Origin of the sequence: Streptomyces sp. NPDC048504 (assembly GCF_043200035.1) — a bacterium.
Classification (GTDB): domain Bacteria; phylum Actinomycetota; class Actinomycetes; order Streptomycetales; family Streptomycetaceae; genus Streptomyces.
The window spans coordinates 316,055-340,882 of the sequence record NZ_JBICXA010000008.1; the positions used below are offsets into that span (position 1 = coordinate 316,055).

The 24,828-nt window shown below is 69.5% G+C and carries 22 protein-coding genes; 11 read left to right on the top strand and 11 right to left on the bottom strand.

What is annotated here, in order from left to right:
- Positions 1–39: 39 nt before the first annotated feature.
- Genes ACGFY9_RS22095 through ACGFY9_RS22110 form a run of 4 tightly spaced genes read left to right on the top strand, consistent with a single transcriptional unit; the run spans position 40 to position 3,756 of the window.
- Entirely contained in the window at positions 40–1,107 is a 1,068-nt protein-coding gene (locus tag ACGFY9_RS22095; protein WP_393756496.1) for a glucose-1-phosphate thymidylyltransferase, read from the top strand.
- On the top strand, positions 1,104–2,075 hold the full coding sequence (rfbB, locus tag ACGFY9_RS22100) for a dTDP-glucose 4,6-dehydratase (RefSeq protein ID WP_393756498.1): 972 nt from the start codon (positions 1,104–1,106) through the stop codon (positions 2,073–2,075). The genes ACGFY9_RS22095 and rfbB overlap by 4 nt, the downstream gene beginning before the upstream one ends.
- Positions 2,075–2,956, top strand: coding sequence for a dTDP-4-dehydrorhamnose reductase (gene rfbD / locus ACGFY9_RS22105; protein ID WP_393756500.1), 882 nt, complete (start codon positions 2,075–2,077; stop codon positions 2,954–2,956). Before rfbB ends, rfbD begins: the two co-directional genes overlap by 1 nt.
- The gene (locus tag ACGFY9_RS22110; protein WP_393756502.1) at positions 2,953–3,756 is read left to right on the top strand and encodes a class I SAM-dependent methyltransferase; all 804 of its coding nucleotides are present in this window, start codon (positions 2,953–2,955) and stop codon (positions 3,754–3,756) included. Before rfbD ends, ACGFY9_RS22110 begins: the two co-directional genes overlap by 4 nt.
- Here the strand turns inward: ACGFY9_RS22110 and rfbC are convergent.
- The 5 genes from rfbC to ACGFY9_RS22135 form a co-directional block, all read right to left on the bottom strand.
- Positions 3,746–4,354: a dTDP-4-dehydrorhamnose 3,5-epimerase gene (gene rfbC, locus ACGFY9_RS22115; RefSeq protein ID WP_393756503.1), complete on the bottom strand. Its 609-nt coding sequence runs from the start codon at positions 4,352–4,354 to the stop codon at positions 3,746–3,748. The genes ACGFY9_RS22110 and rfbC overlap by 11 nt on opposite strands.
- Before the next feature lie 39 nt (positions 4,355–4,393).
- A complete protein-coding gene (locus ACGFY9_RS22120; protein ID WP_393756505.1) occupies positions 4,394–6,361 on the bottom strand; it encodes a glycosyltransferase family 2 protein in 1,968 nt (655 codons plus the stop codon).
- 136 nt (positions 6,362–6,497) lie between these two features.
- Positions 6,498–7,091, bottom strand: a complete 594-nt coding sequence (locus ACGFY9_RS22125) for a hydrolase (protein ID WP_393756506.1) — start codon at positions 7,089–7,091, stop codon at positions 6,498–6,500.
- Between the two features lie 29 nt (positions 7,092–7,120).
- Complete coding sequence (locus ACGFY9_RS22130) at positions 7,121–8,524, bottom strand: MFS transporter (RefSeq protein ID WP_393756508.1); 1,404 nt, start codon at positions 8,522–8,524, stop codon at positions 7,121–7,123.
- Positions 8,521–8,982 (bottom strand): MarR family transcriptional regulator, encoded by a 462-nt coding sequence (locus tag ACGFY9_RS22135; RefSeq protein ID WP_393756510.1) that lies wholly within the window; start codon positions 8,980–8,982, stop codon positions 8,521–8,523. The genes ACGFY9_RS22130 and ACGFY9_RS22135 overlap by 4 nt, the downstream gene beginning before the upstream one ends.
- Before the next feature lie 121 nt (positions 8,983–9,103).
- Between ACGFY9_RS22135 and ACGFY9_RS22140 the strand changes: the two genes are divergently transcribed.
- Positions 9,104–9,607, top strand: coding sequence for a metallophosphoesterase family protein (locus ACGFY9_RS22140; protein ID WP_393756512.1), 504 nt, complete (start codon positions 9,104–9,106; stop codon positions 9,605–9,607).
- A gap of 71 nt (positions 9,608–9,678) precedes the next feature.
- Here the strand turns inward: ACGFY9_RS22140 and ACGFY9_RS22145 are convergent, their stop codons facing one another.
- Complete coding sequence (locus ACGFY9_RS22145) at positions 9,679–10,785, bottom strand: XdhC family protein (RefSeq protein ID WP_393756514.1); 1,107 nt, start codon at positions 10,783–10,785, stop codon at positions 9,679–9,681.
- A 236-nt stretch (positions 10,786–11,021) separates the two neighbouring features.
- Between ACGFY9_RS22145 and ACGFY9_RS22150 the strand changes: the two genes are divergently transcribed.
- Entirely contained in the window at positions 11,022–12,989 is a 1,968-nt protein-coding gene (locus tag ACGFY9_RS22150) for a GTP-binding protein (protein WP_393756516.1), read from the top strand.
- 87 nt (positions 12,990–13,076) lie between these two features.
- Positions 13,077–14,933, top strand: a complete 1,857-nt coding sequence (locus ACGFY9_RS22155; RefSeq protein ID WP_393756518.1) for a cellulase family glycosylhydrolase — start codon at positions 13,077–13,079, stop codon at positions 14,931–14,933.
- 56 nt (positions 14,934–14,989) lie between these two features.
- Here ACGFY9_RS22155 and ACGFY9_RS22160 read toward each other — a convergent pair whose 3' ends face one another.
- Positions 14,990–16,237, bottom strand: coding sequence for a YncE family protein (locus ACGFY9_RS22160; RefSeq protein ID WP_393756520.1), 1,248 nt, complete (start codon positions 16,235–16,237; stop codon positions 14,990–14,992).
- 165 nt (positions 16,238–16,402) lie between these two features.
- On the opposite strand from ACGFY9_RS22160, the gene ACGFY9_RS22165 reads away from it, so the two are divergent.
- Positions 16,403–17,056 (top strand): TetR/AcrR family transcriptional regulator, encoded by a 654-nt coding sequence (locus ACGFY9_RS22165; RefSeq protein WP_393756710.1) that lies wholly within the window; start codon positions 16,403–16,405, stop codon positions 17,054–17,056.
- 218 nt (positions 17,057–17,274) lie between these two features.
- Here the strand turns inward: ACGFY9_RS22165 and ACGFY9_RS22170 are convergent, their stop codons facing one another.
- On the bottom strand, positions 17,275–18,270 hold the full coding sequence (locus ACGFY9_RS22170) for a helix-turn-helix transcriptional regulator (RefSeq protein ID WP_393756522.1): 996 nt from the start codon (positions 18,268–18,270) through the stop codon (positions 17,275–17,277).
- Between the two features lie 107 nt (positions 18,271–18,377).
- Here ACGFY9_RS22170 and ACGFY9_RS22175 point away from each other — a divergent pair, with 107 nt between their 5' ends.
- Positions 18,378–18,776 carry a VOC family protein gene (locus ACGFY9_RS22175; RefSeq protein WP_393756524.1) on the top strand — a complete coding sequence of 133 codons (399 nt, stop codon included), beginning with the start codon at positions 18,378–18,380 and terminating at the stop codon, positions 18,774–18,776.
- On the opposite strand, the gene ACGFY9_RS22180 is transcribed toward ACGFY9_RS22175, so the two are convergent.
- Entirely contained in the window at positions 18,773–19,999 is a 1,227-nt protein-coding gene (locus ACGFY9_RS22180) for a glycosyltransferase (RefSeq protein WP_393756525.1), read from the bottom strand. The two genes, ACGFY9_RS22175 and ACGFY9_RS22180, sit on opposite strands and share 4 nt — an antisense overlap.
- 169 nt (positions 20,000–20,168) lie before the next feature.
- Here ACGFY9_RS22180 and ACGFY9_RS22185 point away from each other — a divergent pair, with 169 nt between their 5' ends.
- Positions 20,169–22,127: a ricin-type beta-trefoil lectin domain protein gene (locus ACGFY9_RS22185; RefSeq protein WP_393756526.1), complete on the top strand. Its 1,959-nt coding sequence runs from the start codon at positions 20,169–20,171 to the stop codon at positions 22,125–22,127.
- Positions 22,128–22,190: 63 nt separating this feature from the next.
- Here the strand turns inward: ACGFY9_RS22185 and ACGFY9_RS22190 are convergent, their stop codons facing one another.
- Complete coding sequence (locus tag ACGFY9_RS22190) at positions 22,191–22,532, bottom strand: hypothetical protein (RefSeq protein WP_393756712.1); 342 nt, start codon at positions 22,530–22,532, stop codon at positions 22,191–22,193.
- Positions 22,533–22,537: 5 nt separating this feature from the next.
- On the bottom strand, positions 22,538–24,154 hold the full coding sequence (ctaD, locus tag ACGFY9_RS22195) for a cytochrome c oxidase subunit I (RefSeq protein WP_393756527.1): 1,617 nt from the start codon (positions 24,152–24,154) through the stop codon (positions 22,538–22,540).
- A 105-nt stretch (positions 24,155–24,259) separates the two neighbouring features.
- On the opposite strand from ctaD, the gene ACGFY9_RS22200 reads away from it, so the two are divergent.
- Positions 24,260–24,781, top strand: a complete 522-nt coding sequence (locus tag ACGFY9_RS22200) for an RNA polymerase sigma factor (protein WP_393756528.1) — start codon at positions 24,260–24,262, stop codon at positions 24,779–24,781.
- The last annotated feature ends 47 nt before the right edge of the window (positions 24,782–24,828 follow it).

Below are 24,828 nucleotides of genomic sequence, written 5' to 3' on the forward strand. Positions count from 1 at the left end.
GGAACGATGCACGTCCAAAGATGACGCTAAGGTGAAGCGATGAAGGCTCTCGTTCTCTCCGGCGGCACTGGATCCCGCCTGAGGCCGATCACACACACATCGGCAAAACAGCTCGTCCCGGTGGCCAACAAGGCCGTCCTTTTCTACGGGCTCGAATCACTCGCCGACGCGGGAATCACCGAGGTCGGCATCATCGTCGGTGACACCGCGGCGGAGATCGAGGAGGCGGTGGGCGACGGGTCGAAGTTCGGCCTGCAGATCACCTACATCCCGCAGGACCGTCCCCTCGGACTGGCCCACGCCGTCCTGATCGCGCGCGAGTACCTCGGCGACGACGACTTCGTGATGTACCTCGGTGACAACTTCATCGTCGGCGGCATCACCGGTCTCGTCGAGGGCTTCCAGGCCAACAAGCCCGACGCGCAGATCCTGCTCACCCACGTGCCCGACCCCCGCTCCTTCGGCGTCGCCGAACTCAGCGAATCCGGCCAGGTCATCGGCCTGGAGGAGAAGCCGGAGCACCCCAAGAGCGACCTCGCTCTGGTCGGTGTCTACCTGTTCACGCCCGCCATCCACGACGCCGTGCGCGCCATCAAGCCGTCCTGGCGCGGCGAGCTGGAGATCACCCACGCCATCCAGCAGCTGATCGACGACGGCGCCGACGTGCGCTCCTCCGTCATCCACGGCTACTGGAAGGACACGGGCAACGTCGTCGACATGCTTGAGGTCAACCGGACCGTCCTGGAGAGCATGGACCGCCGCATCGACGGCGAGGTCGACGACGCCTCCGAGACCATCGGCCGCGTGGTGATCGAGGAAGGCGCGCGCATCGAGCGTTCGCGCATCGTCGGACCCGTCGTCATCGGTTCCGGAACCGTGGTGAGCGACTCCTACGTCGGACCGTTCACCTCGGTCGCGGAGAACTGCCGGATCACCGACAGTGAGCTGGAGTTCTCCATAGTGCTGCAGGACTCGTCCATCGCCGGGGTGGGCCGGATCGAGTCCTCGCTCATCGGCAAGCACGTCGAAGTGACCCCCGCTCCGGGGGTACCCAGCGCCCACCGCCTCGTTCTCGGAGACCACAGCAAGGTGCAGATCCGTTCATGAATCTCCTCGTCACCGGCGCCGCCGGCTTCATCGGTTCCACGTACGTCCGCACGCTCCTCGCCTCGGACGCGCCTGACGCGCCCCGCATCACGGTGCTGGACAAGCTCACGTACGCCGGCACGCTCGACAACCTGGACATAGGCCACCCGCGCCTGGAGTTCGTCCAGGGCGACATCTGCGACGCCGAACTGGTCGACAAGCTGATGGCCGAGGCGGACCAGGTCGTCCACTTCGCCGCCGAGTCCCACGTGGACCGCTCGATCAACGGAGCCGCCGACTTCGTCCGCACCAACGTGGTGGGCACCCAGGTCCTGCTCGACGCGGCCCTGCGCTACCGCACCCCGTTCGTGCACATCTCCACCGACGAGGTCTACGGCTCCATCGAGACCGGCTCCTGGCCCGAGACCCACCCGCTCGCGCCGAACTCGCCGTACTCCGCGTCGAAGGCCTCCTCGGACCTGCTCGCCCTGGCCTACCACCGCACCCACGGCCTTGACGTGCGCGTCACCCGCTGCTCGAACAACTACGGGCCGCACCAGTTCCCCGAGAAGGTCATCCCGCTGTTCGTCAGCAACCTCCTCGACGGCAAGAAGGTCCCGCTCTACGGCGAGGGCCTCAACGTCCGCGACTGGCTGCACGTCGAGGACCACTGCCAGGGCATCGAGCTCGTCCGCACCAAGGGCCGGGCCGGCGAGGTCTACAACATCGGCGGCGGCACCGAGCTCAGCAACAAGGAGCTCACCGGTCTGCTGCTCGAAGCCTGTGGCGCGGACTGGGACCGGGTCGAGCGCGTCGAGGACCGCAAGGGCCACGACCTGCGCTACTCCGTCGACTGGTCCAAGATCCACGACGAGCTCGGCTACACCCCGAAGCACGACTTCGCGAGCGGCCTGGCCGACACCGTCGCCTGGTACCGCGACAACCGCGCTTGGTGGGAGCCCCTCAAGGCACGGGTGGAGCGCGGCTGATGAAGTGGCTGGTCACCGGTGCCGGCGGGATGCTCGGCCACGACGTGCTCGACGAACTCGCCCGGCGCGGTGAACAGTTCGTCGGTCTCGACCGCGTCGCCCTGGACATCACCGACCCCGCGTCGGTGGACCGGGCGTTCGCGGAACACCACCCCGACGTGGTGGTGAACTGCGCGGCGTACACCGCCGTCGACGACGCCGAGACCGACGAGGAGCGGGCCCTTCGCATCAACGGCGAGGGGCCCCGGCTCCTCGCCCGCGCCTGTGCCGCCTCGGGCGCGCGACTGGTGCACGTCTCCACCGACTACGTCTTCAACGGCGAGGCCCGCAGCACGCCGTACCCGGAGAATCACGCCACCGCCCCGCGCACCGCCTACGGCCGTACCAAACTCGCGGGCGAGCAGGCCGTGTTGGAGGAACTGCCCGGTGCGAGCGCGGTCGTGCGCACGGCTTGGTTGTACGGAGCCTGTGGGGGTAACTTCGTCCGCACGATGATCGAGCTGGAAGCACGTCGCGACACTCTCGACGTCGTCGACGACCAGCACGGACAGCCGACCTGGACCGCCGACGTCGCCGTACGCATCGCCGATCTCGGCGCCCGTATCGGCCAGGTCGAAGGCGCGCACGGGGTGTTCCACGCGACCAGCTCCGGCGAGACCAGCTGGCACGGCCTCGCACAGGAGGTGTTCCGGCTCATCGACGCCGACCCGGAGCGCGTCCACCCCACCACGAGCGCGGCCTTCGTCCGTCCCGCGCCCCGCCCCGCCTACAGCGCCCTCGGGCACGAGCGGTGGCGGGAGGTCGGCCTGGAACCGCCCAGGGACTGGCGGTCCGCCCTGCACGAAGCACTTCCTCACATCCGCAAGGAGATTTCTTCGTGAAACGTCATGAGTTCCTGCGGGGGCTCCACAAGTCAACCGCGAACCGCAACTACCTGGAGATCGGCGTCAACGACGGCCGCAGCCTGACGCTCTCCCGGGTGCCCAGCGTCGCGATCGATCCCGCGTTCAAGGTGGTCACGGAGATCCGCTGTGACGTCCACCTGGCCAAGGCGACCAGCGACGACTTCTTCGCCCGGGACAACCCGCTGGTGCACCTGCGGGGCGGTCGCCACCCGCTGCGTCAACTGGCCCGCAACCGCAGCCCGTTGGGCTGGTGGAAGACCACCACGCTGGACCTGTCGTTCATCGACGGCATGCACCTGTTCGAGTACGCGCTGCGCGACTTCATCAACGTGGAGAAGCACTCGGACTGGGCCAGCGTCATCGTCTTCGACGACATGCTGCCGCGCAGCATCGACGAGGCCGCCCGGGACCGGCACACCGACGCCTGGACCGGTGACGTCTACAAGCTGGTCGAGATCCTCGCCCGCTACCGTCCCGACCTGGTGACGGTCCTGGTCGACACCCAGCCCACCGGGCAGCTTGTCGTCTTCGGCGCGGACCCCACCAGCACGGTCCTCAAGGACAAGTACGACGAGATCGTCGCCGAGTTCGAGGTCCCCGACCCGCAGAAGGTGCCCGAGGCGATCCTGGAGCGCACCACCGCGGTGAAGCCCGAGGCGCTGCTCGACGCCGGTTTCTGGGGCCCCCTCGCCAAAGCGCGGGACCGCGGGACCAAGCGGTCCCGCGGCTGGGAGCCCCTGCGCCGCTCGGTGGAGCAGCTCAGCGTCAGTCGCTGAGCCGGCCACTCCGCAGTCGCTCGTAGTAGGCGGAGCAGTCCGCGTAGGACGGAAGAAGTCCTGACTGCTCCGCCTCTGCCAGTGTCGGCGCCTCGGCGTCCTTGTCGGACAGCACCGGCTCGAAGCCCTCGGGCCAGGCGATGCCGAGCGCCGGGTCGAGCGGGTTGATCCCGTGCTCCCGGCCGGGCGAGTAACCCGTCGAGCACAGGTACACGACCGTCGCGTCGTCGGTCAGGGCCATGAACGCGTGCCCGAGACCCTCCGCGAGGAACACGGCGTGCTTGGTCTCGTCGTCCAGCCGGACGGCCTCCCACTGACCGAACGTGGGAGAGCCGACACGGATGTCCACGATCACGTCGAGGACGGCGCCGCGCACGCACTTGACGTACTTGGCCTGGCTCGGCGGCACGTCGGAGAAGTGCACTCCGCGCACCACACCGCGCCGCGAGACCGAGCAGTTGGCCTGGGACAGAGCCAGGTCGTACCCGGTGGCCTCGCGGAACTCCTCACCGCGGTACCACTCGTGGAAACTGCCCCGGTCGTCAGGGAAGACCTTGGGTTCCAGGACCCAGGCGCCTTCAATCCCCAGTGATCGCACGTTCTTCCGTCCTCCATGGCTTGCTCGTGAGGTGCGGTGCTACTTGTTCAGGGCGCGCTTCAGCTTGCGCGCCACCCGGTAGGCCAGCCCCGGCTTGGGCTTGGCGGGCACCGGCTTCGGCGCCGGCTTGGGCTCGGCGGGCTTCGCGGCCTTCGGCGCCGCCTCCACCCGGATACCCCCGGCGTCACCGGCCAGCCGCACCGGCAGCGCCAGGAAACGCTGCCCGGTCGCGGCCGGGGTCAGGCACACCGACGCGTTCCACGCCGCGTCCTTCAGATCCGCGGCCGGCACCTCGGCGGCCAGCCGTGCGCCGGAGGACTCGGGGGAGACCACACCGGGCACGTCCAGCGTCGTACCGGACGACTTGTGGGTCAGCCGCAGCAGTACGTCGGTGGTGGCGGGGACGTAGAAGGGGAGCAGGACGCCGACGCGGGCGCCGGTGACCGTGAAGTCGCCGGGCTTGAGGTCGGCGAGGCCGAGGCGCTTGCTCGCCTTGTCGACGTCCAGGGAGAAGTTGCCGTGCGGCTCCGTGTAGTACGGCAGCACCACCTGACCGGCGACGACACCGGCGTGCCCGGCGTTCTCGCCGTGCTGCGGGACCGGGCCGAGGCGGCACTCCTTGTTCCAGGAGCCGATGACGACGCGGACGTAGGTGTCCCAGAGGCCGCCGCCGAGCGGGGAGCCGCCGCCTGCGGTCGCGGGGTCGACGGTGGCCGTGGCGTGCAGGACCAGCCGTACTCCGTCGCCGTCGGCGACCGTCTCGTGCGAGATCTGCACGGGCTGGAAGTGCGAGGCGGCGCTGGTGCGTTCGCGGACGACGAGGTCGGCCGTCGCCTTCTTGAAGTTGGCGGTGGCGTCGGCCGTCAGCATGGCCGTCGCCTCGGCGAGGGTCTTCGGCTCCGGGTGCTTGGGAGCGGCCGCGCCCTTGGCCTCGAAGACCGCCGGCTTGCCGTCGATGACGAACTCGGCCTGGTAGTGGACCAGCAGCTTGCCGTCCCGCCACTCGATCTCGCCCGGGACCGCCTGCGGTTTGAGGGAGGCCTCCCACTCGGCGAGCTCGACGAGGTCGTCGTAGCGGTCGGCGGCGGCGAGGGCCGCGACGACGCGCAGCCGCGGGCCGAGACCGGCCGCGACACCGGGGCCGAAGCGCTCGGTCATGACCCCGCGGATCTCCTTGAGGAGTTCACGGCGGTACTCGTCGGGGGCCTTCAGCAGCCGGCCGCCGCCGAGGCGCTCCATCATCTCCACGCGCAGCCAGCGGCGGAAGATCTTGTCGCGGGCCGCACCGGGCTCGGTGTACTTCTCGACGACGTCGAGGGCCTCGCGCAGGTTCTTGAAGTAGCCGACCGGGTCGAAGCGCTGGAAGCCGGCGTTCGAGGCGTCCTCGCGCTTGATGTGGTAGTAGCAGACGTAGTCGCTGAGCACGGCGACGTTGTCCGCGGCGAGGTAGGCCTCCGTCACGAAGACGTGGTCCTCCAGGCGGCGGCGCCCCTCGGGGAACCGCAGGTTGATGCGGTCGAGGAACGCGCGGCGGAGCATCTTGTGCGGGGTGAGGCTGTCCATCAGCGGCGCGGTCGCGACCGACGCGTGCGGGTAGTTCTTGCGGAACAGCTCCACGGGGACGGCGCGGCCCTTGCCGGCCATCTTGCCGACGATCACGTCGGCGCCGTTGGCCACGCCGTACTCGTACATCCGCTCCAGGGCCTCGTCGCCGAGGTAGTCGTCGTTGTCGACGAACATGACGAACTCGCCCTTGGAGGCGGCGATCCCGACGTTGCGGGGCTTGCCCGACCAGCCCGACGCCTCCTGGTGGATCACGTGCATGTGGGGGTGCTCGGCGGCGATCTCGTCGAGCCGCGCGGGCGTGCCGTCTGTCGAGCCGTCGTCGACGAAGATCGCCTCGTACTCATCGTTGGGCAGCGACTGCCTGAGGAGAGAGGAGATGCAATCCTCGATATAAGGCCCCGGGTTGTACACAGGGACGACGACACTGACCTTGACCGACATCCGGCTTCTAGCCCCCTTGTTGGCGCCGCCCGTCCCCTGTTGTGGAACGGCGCGGTGGGGTGATGCTAACCCGGTCTGTCTCGATGCCGCCCATTGGGCTGGTGTTGGGCAACGGTTAACCCGACGTGGACGGAAGTCACCTCACGTCGTGGGTCTTGGCCAGAAGTTCCAGGATTTCGGCGGACGTGCCCGTTTCGCCCAGACGCGGGAAGATCCGCTCGATGCTGTGGGCGTGCGAGACGGCGTCCAGGTCGCTCATCGCGTCCGTGGCCAGGGTCACGTGATAGCCGTGCTCGTGGGCGGCGCGGGCGGTGGACTCCACACCGATGCTGGTGGCGATGCCGGTCAGCACGATCTGCGTGATCCCGCGGCGGCGCAGCTGTACGTCGAGGTCGGTGCCGTGGAAGGCGCCCCAGTTCCGCTTGACGACGTGGATGTCGCCGGGGTGCCCGGCCAGCTCGTCGACGATGACGTCCCAGCCCTCCGGCCGGGTCCCGCCGCCGGACCGCTGCTGCTCGTTGCGGCCGGGGACCGCGTCCGCGCCGTCGGCGGCGAAGGTGACCCGGACCAGGACCACGGGAAGGCCGGCGGCCCGGAAGGCGTCGGCGAGTTCGACGGTACGGGCGACGACCTCGGGCCCGCTGAACGGCTGGGTCGGGGCGCCGACGATGCCGCCCTGGAGGTCGATCACGACGAGGGCGGTGCGCGGGTCGAGGGTGCTGAGTGCCATGGGGGAGGCCTTTCAGGAGGTACGGGGGCTCAGACGGTCTTGGGGGTGAGGGTGCGCAGGGAACGGTCGGGCAGGGTGATCGCCAGGAGCAGCGCCGACCCGATCGCCATGAACAGGGCCAGGTCGTGCAGTCCCGGGGTGTCGGCGCGGTGCGGGAAGAAGGCCGCGGTGGCCGCGGAGGCGGCCAGTGCGCCGAGGTACATGAAGGTGCGCAGCAGCCCGGCGGCGGACGCGATGCGCGCGGGCTCGGCCTGCCGGTACAGGGCGTTCTGCCCGGCCAGACCGAGCAGTCCCTGCGGTATGCCGAGCACGGCGCCGACGGCGAGCAGCGCCCAGACCGGACTGTCGGAGCCGACCAGGAACAGCGCGGCGCAGCCGACGATCTGGATGGCGCTGCCGACGAGCAGCTTGACGCGGATCGCCTCACGGCGCCCGGTGAGGGTGGAGACACCGAGAGCGGTGGCCGACAGGGGCAGCAGGATGAGCCCGGCGGCGGAGGCGCGCAGGCCGCGCCCCTCCTCCAGCCACTGCGTGTAGCCGTAGAGGAAGGCGTACGAGGTGGTGTAGCCGAGGAACTGGCGGACGTACGTCGTCACCAGGGGAAGGTTTCCGCCGAGGACGCGCAGGTCGACGAAGGGTTCCGGGACGCGGAGTTCGCGTTGCGCGAAGGCGGCGGCCGCGGCGGCGCTGAGGACCGGGAGGTACCACTCGGAGAGCTTGGGGGCGGTCAGGAACATCATCAGCGAGACCAGCATGACCGCGAACAGGAGCATGCCGGGCGGGTCGACATCGCGCCGGGTGCCGGCCGTGTCCTTGTCCTTGCTCGTCTTCGGGAGTCGCAGCGCGCCGAGGACGAGACAGGCGATGGACAGCGGCACGTTGACGGTGAAGATGGCGCGCCAGCCGCCGACGCCGATGAGGAAGCCGCCGAGCGCGGGTCCGATCACCGACACCGTCTGGGCGGAGACGGCGAGCGCGGTGAGGACACCGGCGGGGCTGTCCTTGCCGGTGCGTTCGGCCTCGCTGCGGGTCAGCTGCATCGCGGCCGGATACGCGGCCGAGGTGCCGAACCCGAGCAGGACACGGGCGGCGATCAGGACGCCGAGCGACGGGGCGAGGGCGCCCATGAGCCCGGCGATGCCGACCAGGGCCGTACCGATGGGGTAGAGACGGCGCGGCCCGTACATGTCGACGAGCCGCCCGATGACCGGCTGCCCCACGGCCGTGGCGAGATAGAGCGCCGAGACCAGCCAGACGGTCTCCGAGGGCGGCGCCCCGAAGGCGATGCCGATGGGCACGAGGGCCACGGCGATCATCGAGGAGTTGATCGGGTTCAGTACGGAGCCGAGGACCATCGGCGCGACGAGGCGCCGGTCGAAGCCGGCCGGTGCGGGACGTGTGGTAAGTGCTGTCTGGGTGACCTTCGGTATCACTGCTCCGACAGCCGTTCCATCAACGCCAGCGCGTCGAGAATCGTCCCTCGCTCCTGCTCGGTGTACCGGTCCTCGAAGGCGCGTGCGAGCCACTCCCCGCGGACCTGTCGATTCCCCTCGATCCGCTCGCGTCCGGCCTCGGTGAGGGTGACGAGCTGTCTACGGCCGTCCTCGGGGTCGGGGCTGCGCCGGATGAGCCCGTGCTGGTCGAGGGCGGCGAGGGTGGCGGCCATCGACTGCGGCCTGACCCCCTCGGCCGACGCGAGGGCGCTGGCGGTGGCCGCGCCGTGCTTGCCGACCAGGGTGAGCGCCGACTCCTGCGACGGGGTGAGGTCCTCGTCCGTCGCGACCTCGCGGATTCTGCGGCGCAGCCGACTGAGCACCACACGCAGATCGCGCGCGGAGCGGGCCGCGGAGTCGGAGATGCCCGCGGGAGTCTCGGTGAGCCGGTGATCCATGAACCCCACCGTAAAACCGGCAGAGCAAACTGTCCAGTCACAACTGAACAGCCTTGCCTGTAGATCCTCTCGGAGGCGGTGACGGGAAGCCGCAACAGCGCCACACCCCTAGGCTGAGACCGTGCGCCTGCTCCTGATGTCCGACACCCACCTTCCCAAGCGCGCCAAGGAACTCCCCGCGCAACTCCTCGCCGAACTCCCGCGCGCCGACGTCGTGTTCCACGCCGGCGACTGGGTCGACACAGCTACCCTCGACCTGCTGGAGAGCCGCAGCCGCCGGCTCATCGGCGTCCACGGCAACAACGACGGCCCCGAACTGCGCTCCCGGCTCCCGGAGACGGCCTACGCCGTGCTGGACGGCCTGCGCTTCGGCGCCATCCACGAGACGGGCCCCGCCCAGGGCCGCGAGGCGCGCTGCGCGGCCCGATTCCCCGACCTGGACGTGCTGGTCTTCGGGCACAGCCACATTCCCTGGGACACGACGGCTGCGGGTGGGCTGCGCCTGCTGAACCCGGGGTCGCCTACGGACCACCGCCGCCAGCCGTACTGCACGTACATGACGGTGACGGTGAATGGCGGCACGCTGACGGATCTCGCACTGCACCGGTTGCCGCCGAGAAGTTGAGCGGGATCACCGGTGGCCTGTGGGGTTCGCAGGACGGCGTGGCCGGTACATGGTGGGGCAAGGTGGCCAGGTCACCCCGCCGGTCCGCGATGAATCGCTCCCGCCGCCCCCGTCAACGGAGACCCCGTCCCACCCCACCGCAGCGCGACGATCTCCGCGGCCACGGACAGGGCCACCTCCTCCGGCGTACGCGCGCCGAGGTCGAGGCCGACGGGTGAGCGCAGGCGGGCCAACTCGCCCTCGTTCAGGCTGGATTCGAGCAGTCGTCGCATGCGGTCGTCATGCGTACGGCGGCTGCCCATCGCCCCGATGTACGCGGCCGGCCGGCGCAACGCCTCCTCCAGCAGCGGTACGTCGAACTTCGGGTCGTGGGTGAGGACGCAGATCACCGTGCGTTCGTCGGTGTCCGTGCCGTGCAGATAGCGGTGCGGCCAGTCCACGACCACCTCCACGCCCGCCGGGAACCGCTTCGGCGTGGCGAACACCGGGCGGGCGTCGCACACGGTCACCCGGTAGCCGAGGAAGTCACCGATCCGGGCCACCGCCGCCGCGTAGTCGATCGCACCGAAGACCAGCATCCGGGGCGGCGGCGCGAACGAGTGCAGAAACACGGTGACGGAGTCCTCGCGTCGTTCACCGCGCGGGCCGTAGTGCCGCAACCCCGTTGCCCCGAGGGCGAGTTCACCGCGGGCGTCGGCGGTGACCGCCACGTCGAGTCCGGTCGAGCCGAGGGTGCCGTCCACCCTGTCGGGCCATACGGCGAGCGTGGCCCCCCGTGGCGCCGGCCCGTCGATCACCGTCGCCACCGTCACCGGCTCACCCGCGGCGACCGACCGAGCCACCGCCCCGAACGCGGGATCGATCTCAGGAGTGACCGGCCGTACCAGCACGGTGATCTCGCCGCCGCAGGTCAGCCCGACCGCGAAGGCGTCCTCGTCGCTGTAGCCGAAGGTCTCCAGGCGGGCCTCGCCGCTCGCCACGACCTCTCGCGCCAGCTCGAAGACCGCCCCCTCCACGCAGCCGCCCGACACACTCCCCACGACCTCGTCACCCGGCCCCACCGCCATCGCCGCGCCGGGATCACGCGGCGCGCTGCGGCTGACCGCGACCACCGTGGCCAGACCGAAGGGGGAGTGTGCGGCGTACCAGCCGCTCAGCACCGGGAGAAGGTCACGCATGCTCGGCTCCTGTCACCGCCACTGCCGCCGCCGGACGGCGCAAGCGTCGCATCCGGGCCCTGGCCTGCGCCGGAGCGCCACGCGCCCCCGGCCGACGTTAATCCGTTGCCACCGTACCCCCGCCCCTGCTGAACTACCGGAGACCAGTCAGCGACGACCGAGGAGCACTGAGATGCGCGCACCGTTCATGTCCACCCAGGAAGGAAGGCCCCCCTCATCAAAGGACATGACACCAGGTGCACCTGCTCAACCTCGGGATCCTCGCGCACGTAGACGCAGGTAAGACCAGCCTGACCGAGCGCCTCCTGCACTCGGCCGGAGTGATCGACGAGATCGGCAGCGTCGACGCCGGGAACACCCGTACCGACACCCTCGCGCTGGAGCGCCGGCGCGGCATCACCATCAAGTCGGCCGTCGTCTCGTTCCCGGTCGACGACGTGACCGTCAACCTGATCGACACCCCTGGTCACCCGGACTTCATCGCCGAGGTGGAGCGGGTGCTCGGCGTGCTCGACGGGGCGGTCCTCGTCGTCTCCGCCGTCGAGGGCGTCCAGCCGCAGACCCGCATCCTGATGCGCACACTCCAGCGGCTGCGCATCCCCACGCTCCTCTTCGTCAACAAGATCGACCGACGCGGGGCACGTTACGACGACCTCCTCGCGGCGATCTCCGAACGGCTCAAGTCGGCCGTCGTGCCCATGGGTTCGGTCGAGGGACTCGGGACCCGGGAAGCGGATTTCGTGCCAGGCCTCGACCCGCGCGCACCCGCCGTCCTCGCCGAGCACGACGACGAACTCCTCACCGCGTACGTCGAGAACACCGTGCCCTACGACCTTCTGCGCACGGCCCTCGCCACCCAGACCCGCCAAGTCCTCGTGCACCCCGTCTACTTCGGCTCCGCCATCACCGGCGCCGGCATCGACGCGCTGATCACCGGCATCAAGGAACTGCTGCCCCCGGCCGAAGGCGATCCCCAAGGCCCGCTCTCCGGCACGGTCTTCAAGGTCGAGCGCGGCCCGGCGGGCGAGAAGGTCGCCTACGCGCGGCTGTTCTCCGGCACCCTCCGCACCCGCGACCGGATCACCTTCGGCGAGGCGGGGGAGGAGGGCAAGGTCACCGCGATCAGCGTCTTCGACCACGGTACGGACGTCTCGCGCGACTCCGTCCCGGCGGGCCGGATCGGCAGGCTGCGGGGCCTCGGCGAGATCAGGATCGGGGACTCGATCGGCGTACCCAGGAAGGCGGTTGAGCACTTCTTCGCGCCGCCGACCCTCGAAACCGTCGTCGTCCCGGGTCCGGACGCCGACCGCCGCACCCTGCACCTCGCACTCACCCAACTCGCCGAACAGGACCCGCTGATCGGCCTGCGCCACGACGAAGTGCGCCAGGAGACCGCCCTCTCCCTCTACGGCGAGGTCCAGAAGGAGGTCGTCCAGGCCACGCTCGCCGACGAGTTCGGGGTGCACGTCACGTTCCGCGAGACGACACCGCTGTGCATCGAGAGGCCCATCGGCACCGGCTCGGCGGTCGAGTTCAACAAGAAGGACCCGAACCCCTTCCTCGCCACGGTCGGTTTACGCGTCGCCCCGGGCCCGGTCGGCTCGGGCGTCCGGTTCGGCCTGGAGGTCGAGCTGGGCGCGATGCCGTACGCCTTCTTCAAGGCCGTCGAGGACACCGTGCGCGAGACCCTCGGGCAGGGTCTGCACGGCTGGCGGGTCACCGACTGCGTGGTCACCATGACGCACTCCGGCTACTCGCCCCGGCAGAGCCACGCCCACCAGGGCTTCGACAAGAGCATGTCGAGCACCGGCGCCGACTTCCGCGGGCTGACCCCGCTCGTCCTCGTCGAGGCGCTGCGGCGGGCGGGCAGCCAGGTGCACGAGCCGATGCACCGGTTCCGCGTCGAGGCCCCGGCCGACACCCTCGCCGCCCTGCTGCCGGTGCTGGCCGCGCTGCGCGCCGTACCGCAGACCACCGAGACGCAGGGGTCGCTCTGCGTGCTGGAGGGGGAGGTGCCGGCGGCTCAAGTGCACGGGCTGGAGCGGCAGTTGCCGGGGCTGACGCGTGGGGAGGGCGAGTGGGAGAGCGCCTTCGACCACTACGCGCCCGTCGCGCACGGGATCGTTCCGGAACGGGCACGCACCGACCACAACCCGTTGAACAGGAAGGAGTATCTGTTGAACGTGACACGTCGAGTGGCCTGAAAAGTGTCAACAGGGCTTGCGGCGCGCAGACTTACTCGCGAGTCAGAAGTGTTGACAGTGTCCGGAAATCACCGGACTGTAGTGGACATGACGAATATCCGGGCGCGTTTGATCGTTGTCCTGGTTGTCCTCTGCGGATTCCTGTCGGTGCTGGGCGCTGGACCGGCAACCGCCGCCACCCCAACCGACTCCCTCTGGTTCGACGGCTCGGCGCTGACCGTGCAGAACGGCGGCTTCGTGGACAGTTACGGCCGCCAGGTCGTGCTGCGCGGCTACAACGTCTCCGGTGAGACCAAACTGGCGGAGAACGACGGTCTCCCCTTCGCCTCGGTCGCCGACGCGAAGAAGTCCGCGACCGCGCTGCGCGCCCTCGGCGGCGGCAACTCGGTCCGCTTCCTGCTCTCCTGGGCCTACGCCGAACCCGTACGCGGCCAGGTCGACACCACGTACCTGGCCGCCGCCACCGCCCAGATGCAGGCGTTCCTCGACGCCGGCATCCGCGTCTACCCCGACTTCCATCAGGACCTCTACTCCAAGTACCTGTTCAACAGCGGCAGCTGGTACACCGGCGACGGCGCCCCCAAGTGGGCCGTCACGCTGGGGAGTTACCCTCAGGAGTCCTGCGGCATCTGCCTTTTCTGGGGTCAGAACATCACCCAGAACGCGGCTGTGACCAAGGCGCAGTACGACTTCTGGCACAACAACTACGGCCTCCAGGACTCCTTCCTCGCCACCGCCCAGTCGACCATGACGTACCTCCAGCAGCACCTCAGCACCGAGGAGTTCGCGGGTGTCGTCGGCTTCGACCCGTACAACGAGCCCTTCGCGGGGACCTACGACTCCGGCCAGACCAGCCGCACTTGGGAGCAGAACCTGCTCTGGCCGTTCTATGTGAAGTTCCGGGCGCGGATGGACGCGGCCGGCTGGAGCGCCAAGCCCGCCCTCGTCGAGCCGAACCTCTTCTGGAACTCCAACATCTCAAGTCAGGTGCAGGAGGGCGGACTCCTCGACGCGGGCACGCTCGGTTCGCGGTACGTCTTCAACACCCACTTCTACGACCAGAAGGCGATCTCCGGCATCCTGATGTGGGGCAACGCGGCCGACGGTCAGTACGCGACCGACTTCGGCACCGTCCGGGACCGGGCCACCGCGGCCGGCACCGCGGCCATCGTCAGCGAGTTCGGGCATCCCCTGTCCGGGACGGTCTCCGGCAAGGCGCCCACCGTGCTCAAGGCGATGTACCAGGCCCTCGACTCCCGCCTGCCGGGGGCGAGTTGGTGGTCCAACCCGGCTGGCTCAGGGCCGGTCCTGTCCGGCACGCAGTGGCAGTGGGACATCTACAACGGCCGTCACAGCGAGCTGATGAACGACAACCCCGACAAGGTGCTCACCTCCGGCGACGCCTGGAACGACGAGGACCTCTCCGCCGTCAACATGACCGACTCCGGAACGGTGACGCTCCGTCAGGACGCCCGGCTGCTCGACCGGATCTACCCGAGCGCGACCGCTGGCACCACGGTCGCCTTCACCTACGAGGACCGCTCCCGCGACGGCTCGACGACCCTGACCTGGAACCCGGTCCCCAGCTCCCTCCCGAACGTGTCCTCGCTGGTCGGCTCCGGCCAGTACGGCCTGCTGATGTGGCGCTCCAACAGCTCCACCGCGCCGACCGAACTCCACCTCCCGGCGTCCTTCCCGGCCGCGTCCACCACCGTGGTCTCCGACCTGGGCGCGATCTCCGGGGTGCCGGCGTACACGTCGTCCACCCCGATCGGCTACGCCAACGAACCGGGCGGCACCGGCAGTCACTGCCTCCTGCTCTCGGCCACCGGCTCGGGAACCCTGCACTACGCCCTGATCACCAACGGCGCGTCGAGCCCCTCCTCGACGCTGCTGAGCGCGGCCAAGTCCGAACTGGCCACGTGGGCGGCATCGCACAGCTGACAAAGGCAACGTCAACGGCACCGATCCCCCCGGGGACCGGTGCCGTTGACGGTCGCTCAACTCGCGGACGGGCTCGTCCAGTCGGCCTGCACCTGACCCAGCCGTACGCGCTGCGGATGGTCGCCCACCGGAACGGAGAGCACCTTCTGCCCGGTGGCGAAGTCGATGGCCGTCACCTGGTCGGCGCCGGCCTCCGAGATGACGCAGTCCTTGCCGTCGCCGCTCACGGTCGCCCAGTACGGAGTGGACGCCGTGACGAGTGGACCCTCCTGGAGGGTGGCCCGGTCCACGACCGTCGCGTAGTTGTCCATCGTCCCGGCGACGCACAGCTTGGTGCCGTCGGGGTTCATCGAGATGCCGTGGTGACGCGAGTCGAGCAGCCAGGTGGTGCGGTCGGTGCTGGTCGCGGGGTTGGCCGGAAGCGTCTTCACACGGGTGATCTTGTCGGTGGCGACGTCGTACTCCAGGAAGCCGTTGAAGAACGACACCTGGAAGTACAGCTTGGACCAGTCCGGCGTGAAGGCGGCCGGGCGGACGGCGTCGGAGAAGTTCGTGAGACCGATCGCGTCCAGCCGGTCCCGCATGTCGATGATCTTGACCTGCTTGAACGTGGTGGCGTCGACGACGGTGATGTGCCGGTCGCCCTTGGTCCAGTCCCAGGCCGGATCGTCGAGGGAGGTGGTGACCTCGCCGATCGCCATGTTCCAGATGTACTTGCCGCCGTTGGTGAAGAAGTTCTCGTGCGGCTTGTCGCCGGTGTCGAACTCGCCCTGTTCGACACCGGTGTTGATGTCCAGCACCTGCACCTTGTTGGCGGTCGAGGCCGACACCGCGACGCGGGTGCCGTCGGGGGAGACCGCCATGTGGTCGGCGCGGTAACCGGCCACCGGGAAACGCCAGTTGATGGTGTCGGTGGCGAGGTTGATCGACACGACGTCGGCGAAGCTGGGCCGGGAGACGACGAGGGACTTGCCGTCCGGCGTGGAGTACATGTCGTCCACGTACTGGTCGTGTCCCTGTCCGACCTCGTTGTGGATGGACGTGTAGTAGATCCACTTGATCGGATCGGCGTTGATCTCCGCCAGTCGCGCCGCCTTGTCGGGGACGATGTTGATCTCCCCGATCTTCGAGAAGTCGCCGGTGGACTTGATGACGTCCGCGGTGCCGTCCCAGTTGTTGCCGACGAACAGCACCTCGCGCAGAGCGGCGGAGGAGTCGGCTGTGGCGGCCGTCGCGGGAGCGGCTGCGGTCAGGACGAGGGCGGCGGCCATGGAGCAAAGGTGCCTGGGTCTGAAGGCAGGCATGACTGCTCTCTTCTGTGAGGTGAGCGGGTGCCGGGGTGGGGTGAAGGAATCTGAACACGCGCGAATTCAGAGTGAACTTACTGAAAAGTAAGGAAGGGCCCTCTTCTCCGCAAGACTGTGGACACGACAAGATTGGCCGATGGTCGACAGGACAGGGGTGTGACAGTGGTGGGCAGGCTCAAGGCGCCGACCGGTCGTTACGGCGGGAAGTCCGCCGAGGAACGGCAGGCCGAGCGGCGCGGACGCTTCCTGGATGCCGCACTCCAGCTGTTCGGCGACACCCCCGGCTACCGCGCCACGACCGTCGCCGCCCTCAGCGAGGCCGCAGGACTGTCCACCCGGCAGTTCTACGAGGAGTTCCGCAGCCTTGAGGACGTCCTGGCCGCCCTCCACCTCCAGGTCAACGACTGGGCCGAGGAAGCCGTCCTGGCCGCGCTGAGATCCGCGGAGGGCCTGCCGCTCGCCGAGCGCTCCACCGCGATCTTCCACGCCTACGCCGCGAACGTCACCGGCGACCCACGTCGTATCCGCATCACCTTCGTCGAGATCATCGGCGTCAGCGCCCGCCTGGAGGAACAGCGGCTGGCCCGCCGCGCCCGCTGGATCAACCTCATCTGCGCCGAGGCTCGGGCCGCCGCCCAACGCGGGGAGGCGGCGCGGCGCGACTACCGGATCGCGGCCGCGGCCTTCATCGGCAGCGTCAACGGCCTGCTCCACGACTGGAGCGCGGGCTGGGTGGACGCCACGCTGGACGAGGTCGTCGAGGAACTGGTCCGACAACTCCTCGGGATCATGCAGCCGCCCGGCTGGAAGCCCTAGGGCCTGTCCGGCGGATCAGGTCGCAGGAGACCGACGGTATCTGATCGGCGCCGGTGAGCGGGGCCTGGTGCGTGCAGCTGCAAGGCGGAGGAGGGCGGCAACGCGATGGGGGTCCCCCGCGCGAGGTCGTTCGAGCGTGGGGGAGTTGGCAACCGACGACAACGCGGCAGATGTGCGCACCAGGCCCCGCGTCTGCGGCATGATCCGCCGGACAGGCCCTAGACCGATTCGTCCGTGGCGTGCTCGTCCAGGCGGCGAGCGAGCGCGCGTACGAGATCACGCAGGGTGGCGGGACGTTCGATGACGAACGGGCGGTCGAGGGCGGCGAGGACCGGCGGGATCCACTCCAGCCGCTCGGCCCGGATCCGGACGTGAACCCAGCCGTCGCCTTCGCCGGTCTCTGCATCGTCGGTCGGGACCGTGGACAGAGTCGCGATCTCGGCCGGGAGCTGTGTGCGAATGTGTCGCACGCTGCCCCGGACGCGCAGCGACACATCGTGGGTCCACGGCGTGCGCGCGAGACTGTCCAGCACCGTGGCCGCAGGGTCGAACTCGTCCGGGACGGTGAACGAGCCCGGCCGCACGCTCATGGCGGTGATCCGGTCCAGGCGGAAGGTGCGGACCTCGCCGTCGGCAGGATCGGCGCCGGTCAGATACCACCGCCCGGCATGCGCCACGAGACCGTACGGCAGGACGGTACGGTCGCTGCCGCGGCCCGCGCGGTCGGTGTAGCCGATCGCCACCGGCCGCCGATGGAGCGCGGCCTCGGCGAGTTCGAGCAGCACCCCCGTCTCCGGGGCGGTGGCGGTACGGGGCCGCGTGGTGAAGTCGGCCGTGTCCAGCAGGGCGTCGAGCCGTCGGCGCAGGGCGGCGGGCAGGACCCGCAGCAGTTTCGCCGTGGCACTCTCGCTCGCGGCGGCGGACGTCGTGACGAGCCCCGCCTTACGGCCGGCCAGCAGACCGAGCACCACGGCCAGGGCCTCCTCGTCCGTGAGCATCAGCGGGGGCATGCGATAGCCGGGGGCGAGTCGGTAGCCCCCGTAGCGGCCGCGCACCGAGTCGACCGGCACACCCAGTTCCAGCAGATGGCCGACGTAGCGGCGGACCGTGCGTTCGTCGACGCCGAGGCGGGTGGCCAGGTCGGGGACGGTGCGGAGGCCGCCGCCCTGGAGGATCTCCAGCAGGGCGAGCACGCGGGCGGTCGATGTGGTCACCCCGAAAGTCTGCCTCGGATACCGGGCGGAAGCTGTCCGGTACCGGTCCTAGCGTGGGAGACGGCTCTTCATCCGGCACCGCTCACGACCTCTGACAGGAAGCTGCCATGAACTTCGTCTCGATCCGCGTCATCACCGACGACGTCGCCCGTCTCGCCGGGTTCTACGAACAGGTCACCGGCGTCCCGGCCATGTGGTCGACCCCCGACTTCGCCGAACTGGTCATGCCCGCCTGCACGTTGGCGATCGCGAGCACCCGCACCGTGGCCCTGTTCGGCACCGGTTCCGCGCAACCCGCCGCCAACCGCTCGGTGATCACCGAGTTCCGCGTGGCGGACGTAGACGCCGAGTGCGAGCGCCTGGCGCCCCTCGACTGCGAGATCGTCCAGAAGCCGACGACGATGCCCTGGGGCAACCGCTCGCTCCTCTTCCGGGACCCCGACGGCAACCTGATCAACTTCTTCACGCCGGTCACCCCCGAGGCCGTGGCGCGGCAGGAGCGCTAGCGCAGGGCGCCCAGTGCGGCCAGCACGGGCGTGATGCCGTCCTCGGCGCGCACCCGGGCGCCGAGAGTTCGCGCGCGCTCGGCGAAGGCAGGTTCACGGGTGGCCCGTACGAGCGCGGCGGACAGGGAGTCGGCGGTCAGGCCGCGCAGCGGTACGGCAGCGGGAGCCACGCCCAGGGTGACCAGGCGCGCGGCCCAGAAGCCCTCGTCGAACTGGATCGGCACCGGCACGGCAGGCACCCCGGCGCGCAGCCTGGCCGCGGTCGTCCCCGCACCACAGTGGTGGACCACGGCCGCCATGCGCGGGAACAGCGCCGAGTGCGGGACCTCCCCGACGGTCAGGACGTCGTCACCGGCCGCTTCGAGGCCGCCCCAGCCGCGCTGGATCACTCCGCGCAACCCCGCCCGGCGCAGCGCCCGCACGATCTCGGCGCTCAGCCGCTGCGGATCGGGCACGGTGGCACTGCCCAGCCCCACGAAGACCGGAGCCGGACCGGAGTCGAGGAAGTCCCGTAGTTCCGGCGGGAGTTGGGCGTCGCCGTCGTACGGCCACCAGTAGCCCGCCACCGTCAGTCCGGGGCGCCAGTCGGCCGGGCGGGGCACGATCAGCGGGCTGAAGCCGTGGTGGACGGGCCAGTCGTGGCGTTCCCGGGACCGGAGCGCGGCGCCGGGGTGGGTGCGGGGCAGGCCCAGTCGGGAGCGGACCTCCGGTACGGCGGTGGTGAAGACGTGCTCCACCGCCCGGTTCACCCCGCGCCCGGCGATCCGGTTGCCGACCGCGCCCCAGGAGCCGCCCCCGAGCACCGGCGGCGCGAACTCCCTTGTCGGCGCGAGGGGTTGGAGGTACACGCCCATGCTCGGCAACGACAGCCCCTCGGCGACGGCATGCCCCAGTGGCCCCAACGAGCTGGACAGCAACAGGACTTCACTCGCGCGGGCGGCCGTCAGGAGGTCGTCGGTCATCCGACCGACCAGTGCCCGTGCCATCGTGACGACCCGCAGCAACTTGCCCCCGCCCGAGGCGCTGCGGTGCAGCCCGCGCCCCCGCGAGGACTCCAACTCGGCCCGGGGGTCCAGCGGAAGAGGGTGGAAGCCGACGCCCGAACCCGCCACCAGGGGCGCGAAGCTCTCGTGGGTGACGAGGGTGACCTCGTGGCCCGCACGGACCAGGGCGTGCCCGAGTCCGGTGTAGGGGGCTACGTCGCCCCGGGATCCCGCTGTCATGATCGCTACGCGCACGACAGTCAGTATCGCGTCCGGTGGCCGACGGGTGGGGGATGTCAACTGCCCCTCGTGTCACAGCCGTTGACTTCGGCCCCGGGCGGTTCTACTTTCAGCGCGCCGTTTCGTTCGGCGACCCGATCCCGGTTCGAAATATCGGCAAAGGAGCCGCATGTTCCGCACCCCCGTCCTGCGCGCCCTCGCGATGGCCGCAGCAGTGCTCACCCTGCTTCTCGTCACCAGACCCGCCCCCGCGGACCCCCTTCAAGCGGCCCCGGTCGCCTCGACGACCCGTCAGATCGCCGTGCCCACCGCCCCGATGGGCTGGGCCTCCTGGAACAGCTTCGCCGCGAAGATCGACTACAGCGTCATCAAGGCGCAGGTCGACGCGTTCGTCGCCGCGGGCCTCCCGGCGGCCGGCTACAACTACATCAACATCGACGAGGGCTGGTGGCAGGGCACCCGCGACAGCGCGGGCAACATCACCGTCGACACCAGCGAGTGGCCCGGCGGGATGAGCGCCATCGCCGCCTACATCCACAGCAAGGGCCTCAAGGCTGGCATCTACACCGACGCCGGCGCGAACGGTTGCGGCTACTACTACCCGACGGGCCGCCCCGCCGCCGCGAACACCGGCAGCGAGGGCCACTACGACCAGGACATGCTGCAGTTCTCGCAGTGGGGCTTCGACTTCGTGAAGGTCGACTGGTGCGGCGGCGACGCCGAGGGCCTCGACGCGGCGACGGCGTACAAGGCGATCAGCGCCTCGGTCACCAAGGCCACCGCCAGTACGGGCCGCGCGCTGACCCTCTCGATCTGCAACTGGGGCTACCAGAACACCTGGAACTGGGCCACGGGCCTCGCTCCCATGTGGCGGACCAGCACGGACATCTACTACTACGGCGGCACGGCGTCCCAGGCGAGCGTACTCTCCAACTTCGACCAGACCCTGCACCCGGCCGCCCAGCACACCGGCTACTACAACGACCCCGACATGCTCACCGTCGGCATGTCAGGCCTCACAGCGGCCCAGAACCGCACCCACATGGCCCTGTGGGCGATCTCCGGCGCCCCGCTGCTCGCCGGCAACGACCTCACCACGATGACGAGTGAGACCGCCGCGATCCTCAAGAACTCGGACGTCGTCGCCGTCGACCAGGACGGACGCGGACTCCAGGGCGTCAAGGTCGCCGAGAACACCACCGGCCTCCAGGTCTACGGCAAGGTCCTCTCCGGCACTGGCAACCGCGCTGTCGTGCTGCTCAACCGCACATCCTCCGCCCAGAACATCACCGTCCGCTGGTCCGACCTCGGCCTGACCAGCGCCTCCGCCACGGTCCGCGACCTCTGGGCCCAGTCGAACCTCGGCTCGTACGGCACGAGTTACACCACCAGCGTCTCGGCGGGCGGCTCGGTGATGCTGAAGGTGAGCGGCGGCACCGAGGCGGCGAGCACGAACTACGCCGCCACCTCCACCGGCAAGTACACCTCAGTCAGCGCGGCGAGCACCGGCCTGGACGTCGTCGACATCCCCTACACCAACACCGGCTCCACCGCCGTCACCGGCACCCTCCAGGTCAACAGCCAGACCGCGACGACGGTCTCCTTCCCGCCGACCGGATCCAGCCAGGGCACGGTCTCGGTCCAGGTCGATCTGTCGAAGGGCTCCGCCAACTCCCTCACCCTCACTGGCAGTTCTCTGCCGACCCTGGGAGCGATCAACGTCCAGCCCATCCCGGGCACCAACGGCAACCTGGTCGTCGGCACCCAGTCCGGCCGCTGCGCCGACGTCTACAACAACACCATCACCAACGGCACCCAGGCCGAGATCTGGGACTGCAACGGCGGCCAGAACCAGGCCTGGACGTACACCTCCCGCAAGGAACTCGTGGTCTACGGCAACAAGTGCCTGGACGCCTACAACAACGGCACCACCAACGGCACGAAGGTCGTCATCTGGGACTGCAACGGCCAGAACAACCAGAAGTGGACCGCCAACTCCGACGGCACCCTGACCAACGTCAACGCGGGCCTGTGCCTGGACGCGTCCGGCGCCGCCACGGCCAACGGCACCCTGCTGATCCTGTACACCTGCGGCACGGCGACCAACCAGAAGTGGACGCTGACCTAGCCGTACCGGCCTCTGCGCGGCACATCGTCCCGCCGGTCGTCAGGACCGGCGGGACCCGCGTCCCTAGGCGAGCGCGACGGTGACCAGACCCGTCGCCGCGAGCAGGGCGCACGCCAACAGGCAGCAGGCGAGGGCGCGTTGCCGCAGTCGCCGGTACGTCTCCTCGTACTCGTCCCGCAGTTGACGGCCCCGCTCGGCCGTGCGCTGCCACGACAGGCGAGTGAGGGCCAGGTACTCCGCCTCGAACTGCCGCTCCACCTCGCCCCGTTGGCCGTCGGTGAGCCAGTCGAGCCGTGCCGTGAAACGGGCGGCGGCGGTACGGCCCTCCGCGTGGGCGGCGGCGATCAGCAGGTGGCCCTCGATGTCGTTGAGGAAGGCTCCGGTGTCCAGGGGGTGTTCGTCCATCGCGGTCACCGGGGCGTCAACTCCCGTTCCAGGGCCGGTATATCGGCGTGATGGAGGTCGAACGCCGGGGACTCGCTGCGGATGCGGGGGAGCGAGACGAAGTTGTGCCGCGGCGGCGGGCAGGACGTCGCCCACTCCAGTGAACGGCCGTAGCCCCAGGGGTCGTCGGCCTCGACCTTCTTGCCGTACTTGGCCGTCTTCCAGACGTTGTAGAGGAACGGCAGCAACGACAGGCCCAGCAGGAACGAGAAGATCGTCGACACCGTGTTGAGTGTCGTCAGGCCCTCCACCGCCAGGTAGTCGGGGATCCGGCGCTGCATCCCGTTCACGCCGAGCCAGTGCTGGACCAGGAAGGTGCCGTGGAAGCCGATGAACAGCGTCCAGAAGGTGATCTTTCCGAGGCGCTCGTCGAGCATCTTGCCGGTCATCTTCGGCCACCAGAAGTGGAAGCCGGAGAACATCGCGAACACGACCGTGCCGAACACGACGTAGTGGAAGTGGGCGACGACGAAGTACGAGTCCGAGGTCGAGAAGTCGATGGGCGGGGCGGCGAGCATGACACCGGTCAGGCCGCCGAACACGAAGGTGATGAGGAAGCCGGTGGCCCAGAGCATCGGGGTCTCGAAGGACAGGGACCCCTTCCACATGGTGCCGATCCAGTTGAAGAACTTCACGCCGGTCGGTACGGCGATGAGGAACGTCATGAAGGAGAAGAACGGCAGGAGCACTCCGCCGGTGACGTACATGTGGTGGGCCCACACCGTCACGGACAGGCCGGCGATGGAGATCGTCGCGGCGACCAGTCCCATGTAGCCGAACATCGGCTTGCGGGAGAAGACCGGGATGACCTCGGAGATGATGCCGAAGAACGGCAGGGCGATGATGTACACCTCTGGATGGCCGAAGAACCAGAAGAGGTGCTGCCACAGCAACGCCCCGCCGTTGGCGGCGTCGAAGACGTGTGCCCCGAATTTCCGATCCGCCTCCAGCGCGAAGAGCGCGGCGGCGAGGACCGGGAAGGCCAGCAGGACGAGTACGGCGGTCAGCAGCACGTTCCACACGAAGATCGGCATGCGGAACATCGTCATGCCCGGTGCGCGCATGCAGATGATCGTGGTGATGAAGTTGACCGCGCCGAGGATCGTGCCGAAGCCGGAGAAGGCCAGACCCATGATCCACATGTCCGCGCCGATGCCCGGCGAGCGGACCGCGTCCGACAGCGGGCTGTAGGCGAACCAGCCGAAGTCGGCCGCACCCTGCGGGGTGAGGAAGCCACCGACCGCGATGGTCGAGCCGAAGAGATACAGCCAGTAGGCGAACATGTTCAGCCGCGGGAACGCCACGTCGGGCGCGCCGATCTGCAGCGGCATGATCCAGTTGGCGAAGCCGGCGAAGAGGGGCGTCGCGAACATCAGCAGCATGATCGTGCCGTGCATCGTGAACGCCTGGTTGAACTGCTCGTTGGACATGATCTGCAGGCCGGGTCTGGCGAGTTCGGCGCGCATGAGGAGCGCCATCACGCCGCCGATGCAGAAGAACCCGAACGACGTGACCAGATACAGCGTGCCGATCGTCTTGTGGTCCGTGGTCGTCAGCCACTTGATGCTCTTGAGGTCTCTCACGCCCCGCCTGTGTCCGCGCACCGCCCGCACGTCACACTCGAGTGACGCGAGGAGAATCACGAAATCGGGTGTGACGATCGCCCCGGTGCCGGACACGAACGGGACATGAGCAACGACGAGAACTTCGCCGCTGCCTATCGCGAGCACTACTGGGCGGTCAGCCGCTATGTTGCGCGGCGATTGGACGGGCGGAGCGGTGAGGTCGAGGAAGTGGTGGCGGAGGTCTTCACCGTCGCCTGGCGCCGCCGTGCGGATCTGCCGTCGGCGCCGTTGCCCTGGCTGTACGGCGTGGCCCGTAACTGCCTGGCCAACGTGGTGCGGGGGTACGGGCGGCGCCGTCGGCTTGTCCACCGGCTGGGCAATGACGAGAGCGCGCATGGGCGGCAGGTTGTGGCCGGGCCCGATGCGGATGCGCCCGGCGGCTGGGTGCACGAGGCGTTGGCGCGGTTGTCTCCGGCTGATCAGGAGGTACTGCGGTTGACGGCGTGGGAGGAGCTGGGGGTGGACGAGGTTGCCGTCGTCCTCGGGTGTGGGGTGCGGGCTGCGGCTATGCGGTTGCATCGGGCGCGGCGGCGGTTGAGAGCGGAGATAGAAAGGCTGAGCGCGGTGGCCGGAGGAGTGGCGTGATGTGTTGTCGATTGGCTGCTGCGCCGTCGTGGCTGGTCGCGCAGTTC

Bases quoted from the DNA above. Each gene is read 5' to 3' on its own strand.
- ACGFY9_RS22175 (WP_393756524.1), top strand. From the start codon at position 18,378: ATGAACTTCGTCTCGATCCGCGTCATCACCGACGACGTCGCCCGTCTC.
- ACGFY9_RS22120 (WP_393756505.1), bottom strand. From the start codon at position 6,361: ATGTCGGTCAAGGTCAGTGTCGTCGTCCCTGTGTACAACCCGGGGCCT.
- ACGFY9_RS22185 (WP_393756526.1), top strand. From the start codon at position 20,169: ATGTTCCGCACCCCCGTCCTGCGCGCCCTCGCGATGGCCGCAGCAGTG.
- ACGFY9_RS22135 (WP_393756510.1), bottom strand. From the start codon at position 8,982: ATGGATCACCGGCTCACCGAGACTCCCGCGGGCATCTCCGACTCCGCG.
- rfbB (WP_393756498.1), top strand. From the start codon at position 1,104: ATGAATCTCCTCGTCACCGGCGCCGCCGGCTTCATCGGTTCCACGTAC.
- ACGFY9_RS22200 (WP_393756528.1), top strand. From the start codon at position 24,260: ATGAGCAACGACGAGAACTTCGCCGCTGCCTATCGCGAGCACTACTGG.
- ACGFY9_RS22180 (WP_393756525.1), bottom strand. From the start codon at position 19,999: ATGACAGCGGGATCCCGGGGCGACGTAGCCCCCTACACCGGACTCGGG.
- ACGFY9_RS22125 (WP_393756506.1), bottom strand. From the start codon at position 7,091: ATGGCACTCAGCACCCTCGACCCGCGCACCGCCCTCGTCGTGATCGAC.
- ACGFY9_RS22095 (WP_393756496.1), top strand. From the start codon at position 40: ATGAAGGCTCTCGTTCTCTCCGGCGGCACTGGATCCCGCCTGAGGCCG.
- rfbD (WP_393756500.1), top strand. From the start codon at position 2,075: ATGAAGTGGCTGGTCACCGGTGCCGGCGGGATGCTCGGCCACGACGTG.
- ACGFY9_RS22160 (WP_393756520.1), bottom strand. From the start codon at position 16,237: ATGCCTGCCTTCAGACCCAGGCACCTTTGCTCCATGGCCGCCGCCCTC.
- ACGFY9_RS22190 (WP_393756712.1), bottom strand. From the start codon at position 22,532: ATGGACGAACACCCCCTGGACACCGGAGCCTTCCTCAACGACATCGAG.
- ACGFY9_RS22155 (WP_393756518.1), top strand. From the start codon at position 13,077: ATGACGAATATCCGGGCGCGTTTGATCGTTGTCCTGGTTGTCCTCTGC.
- ACGFY9_RS22145 (WP_393756514.1), bottom strand. From the start codon at position 10,785: ATGCGTGACCTTCTCCCGGTGCTGAGCGGCTGGTACGCCGCACACTCC.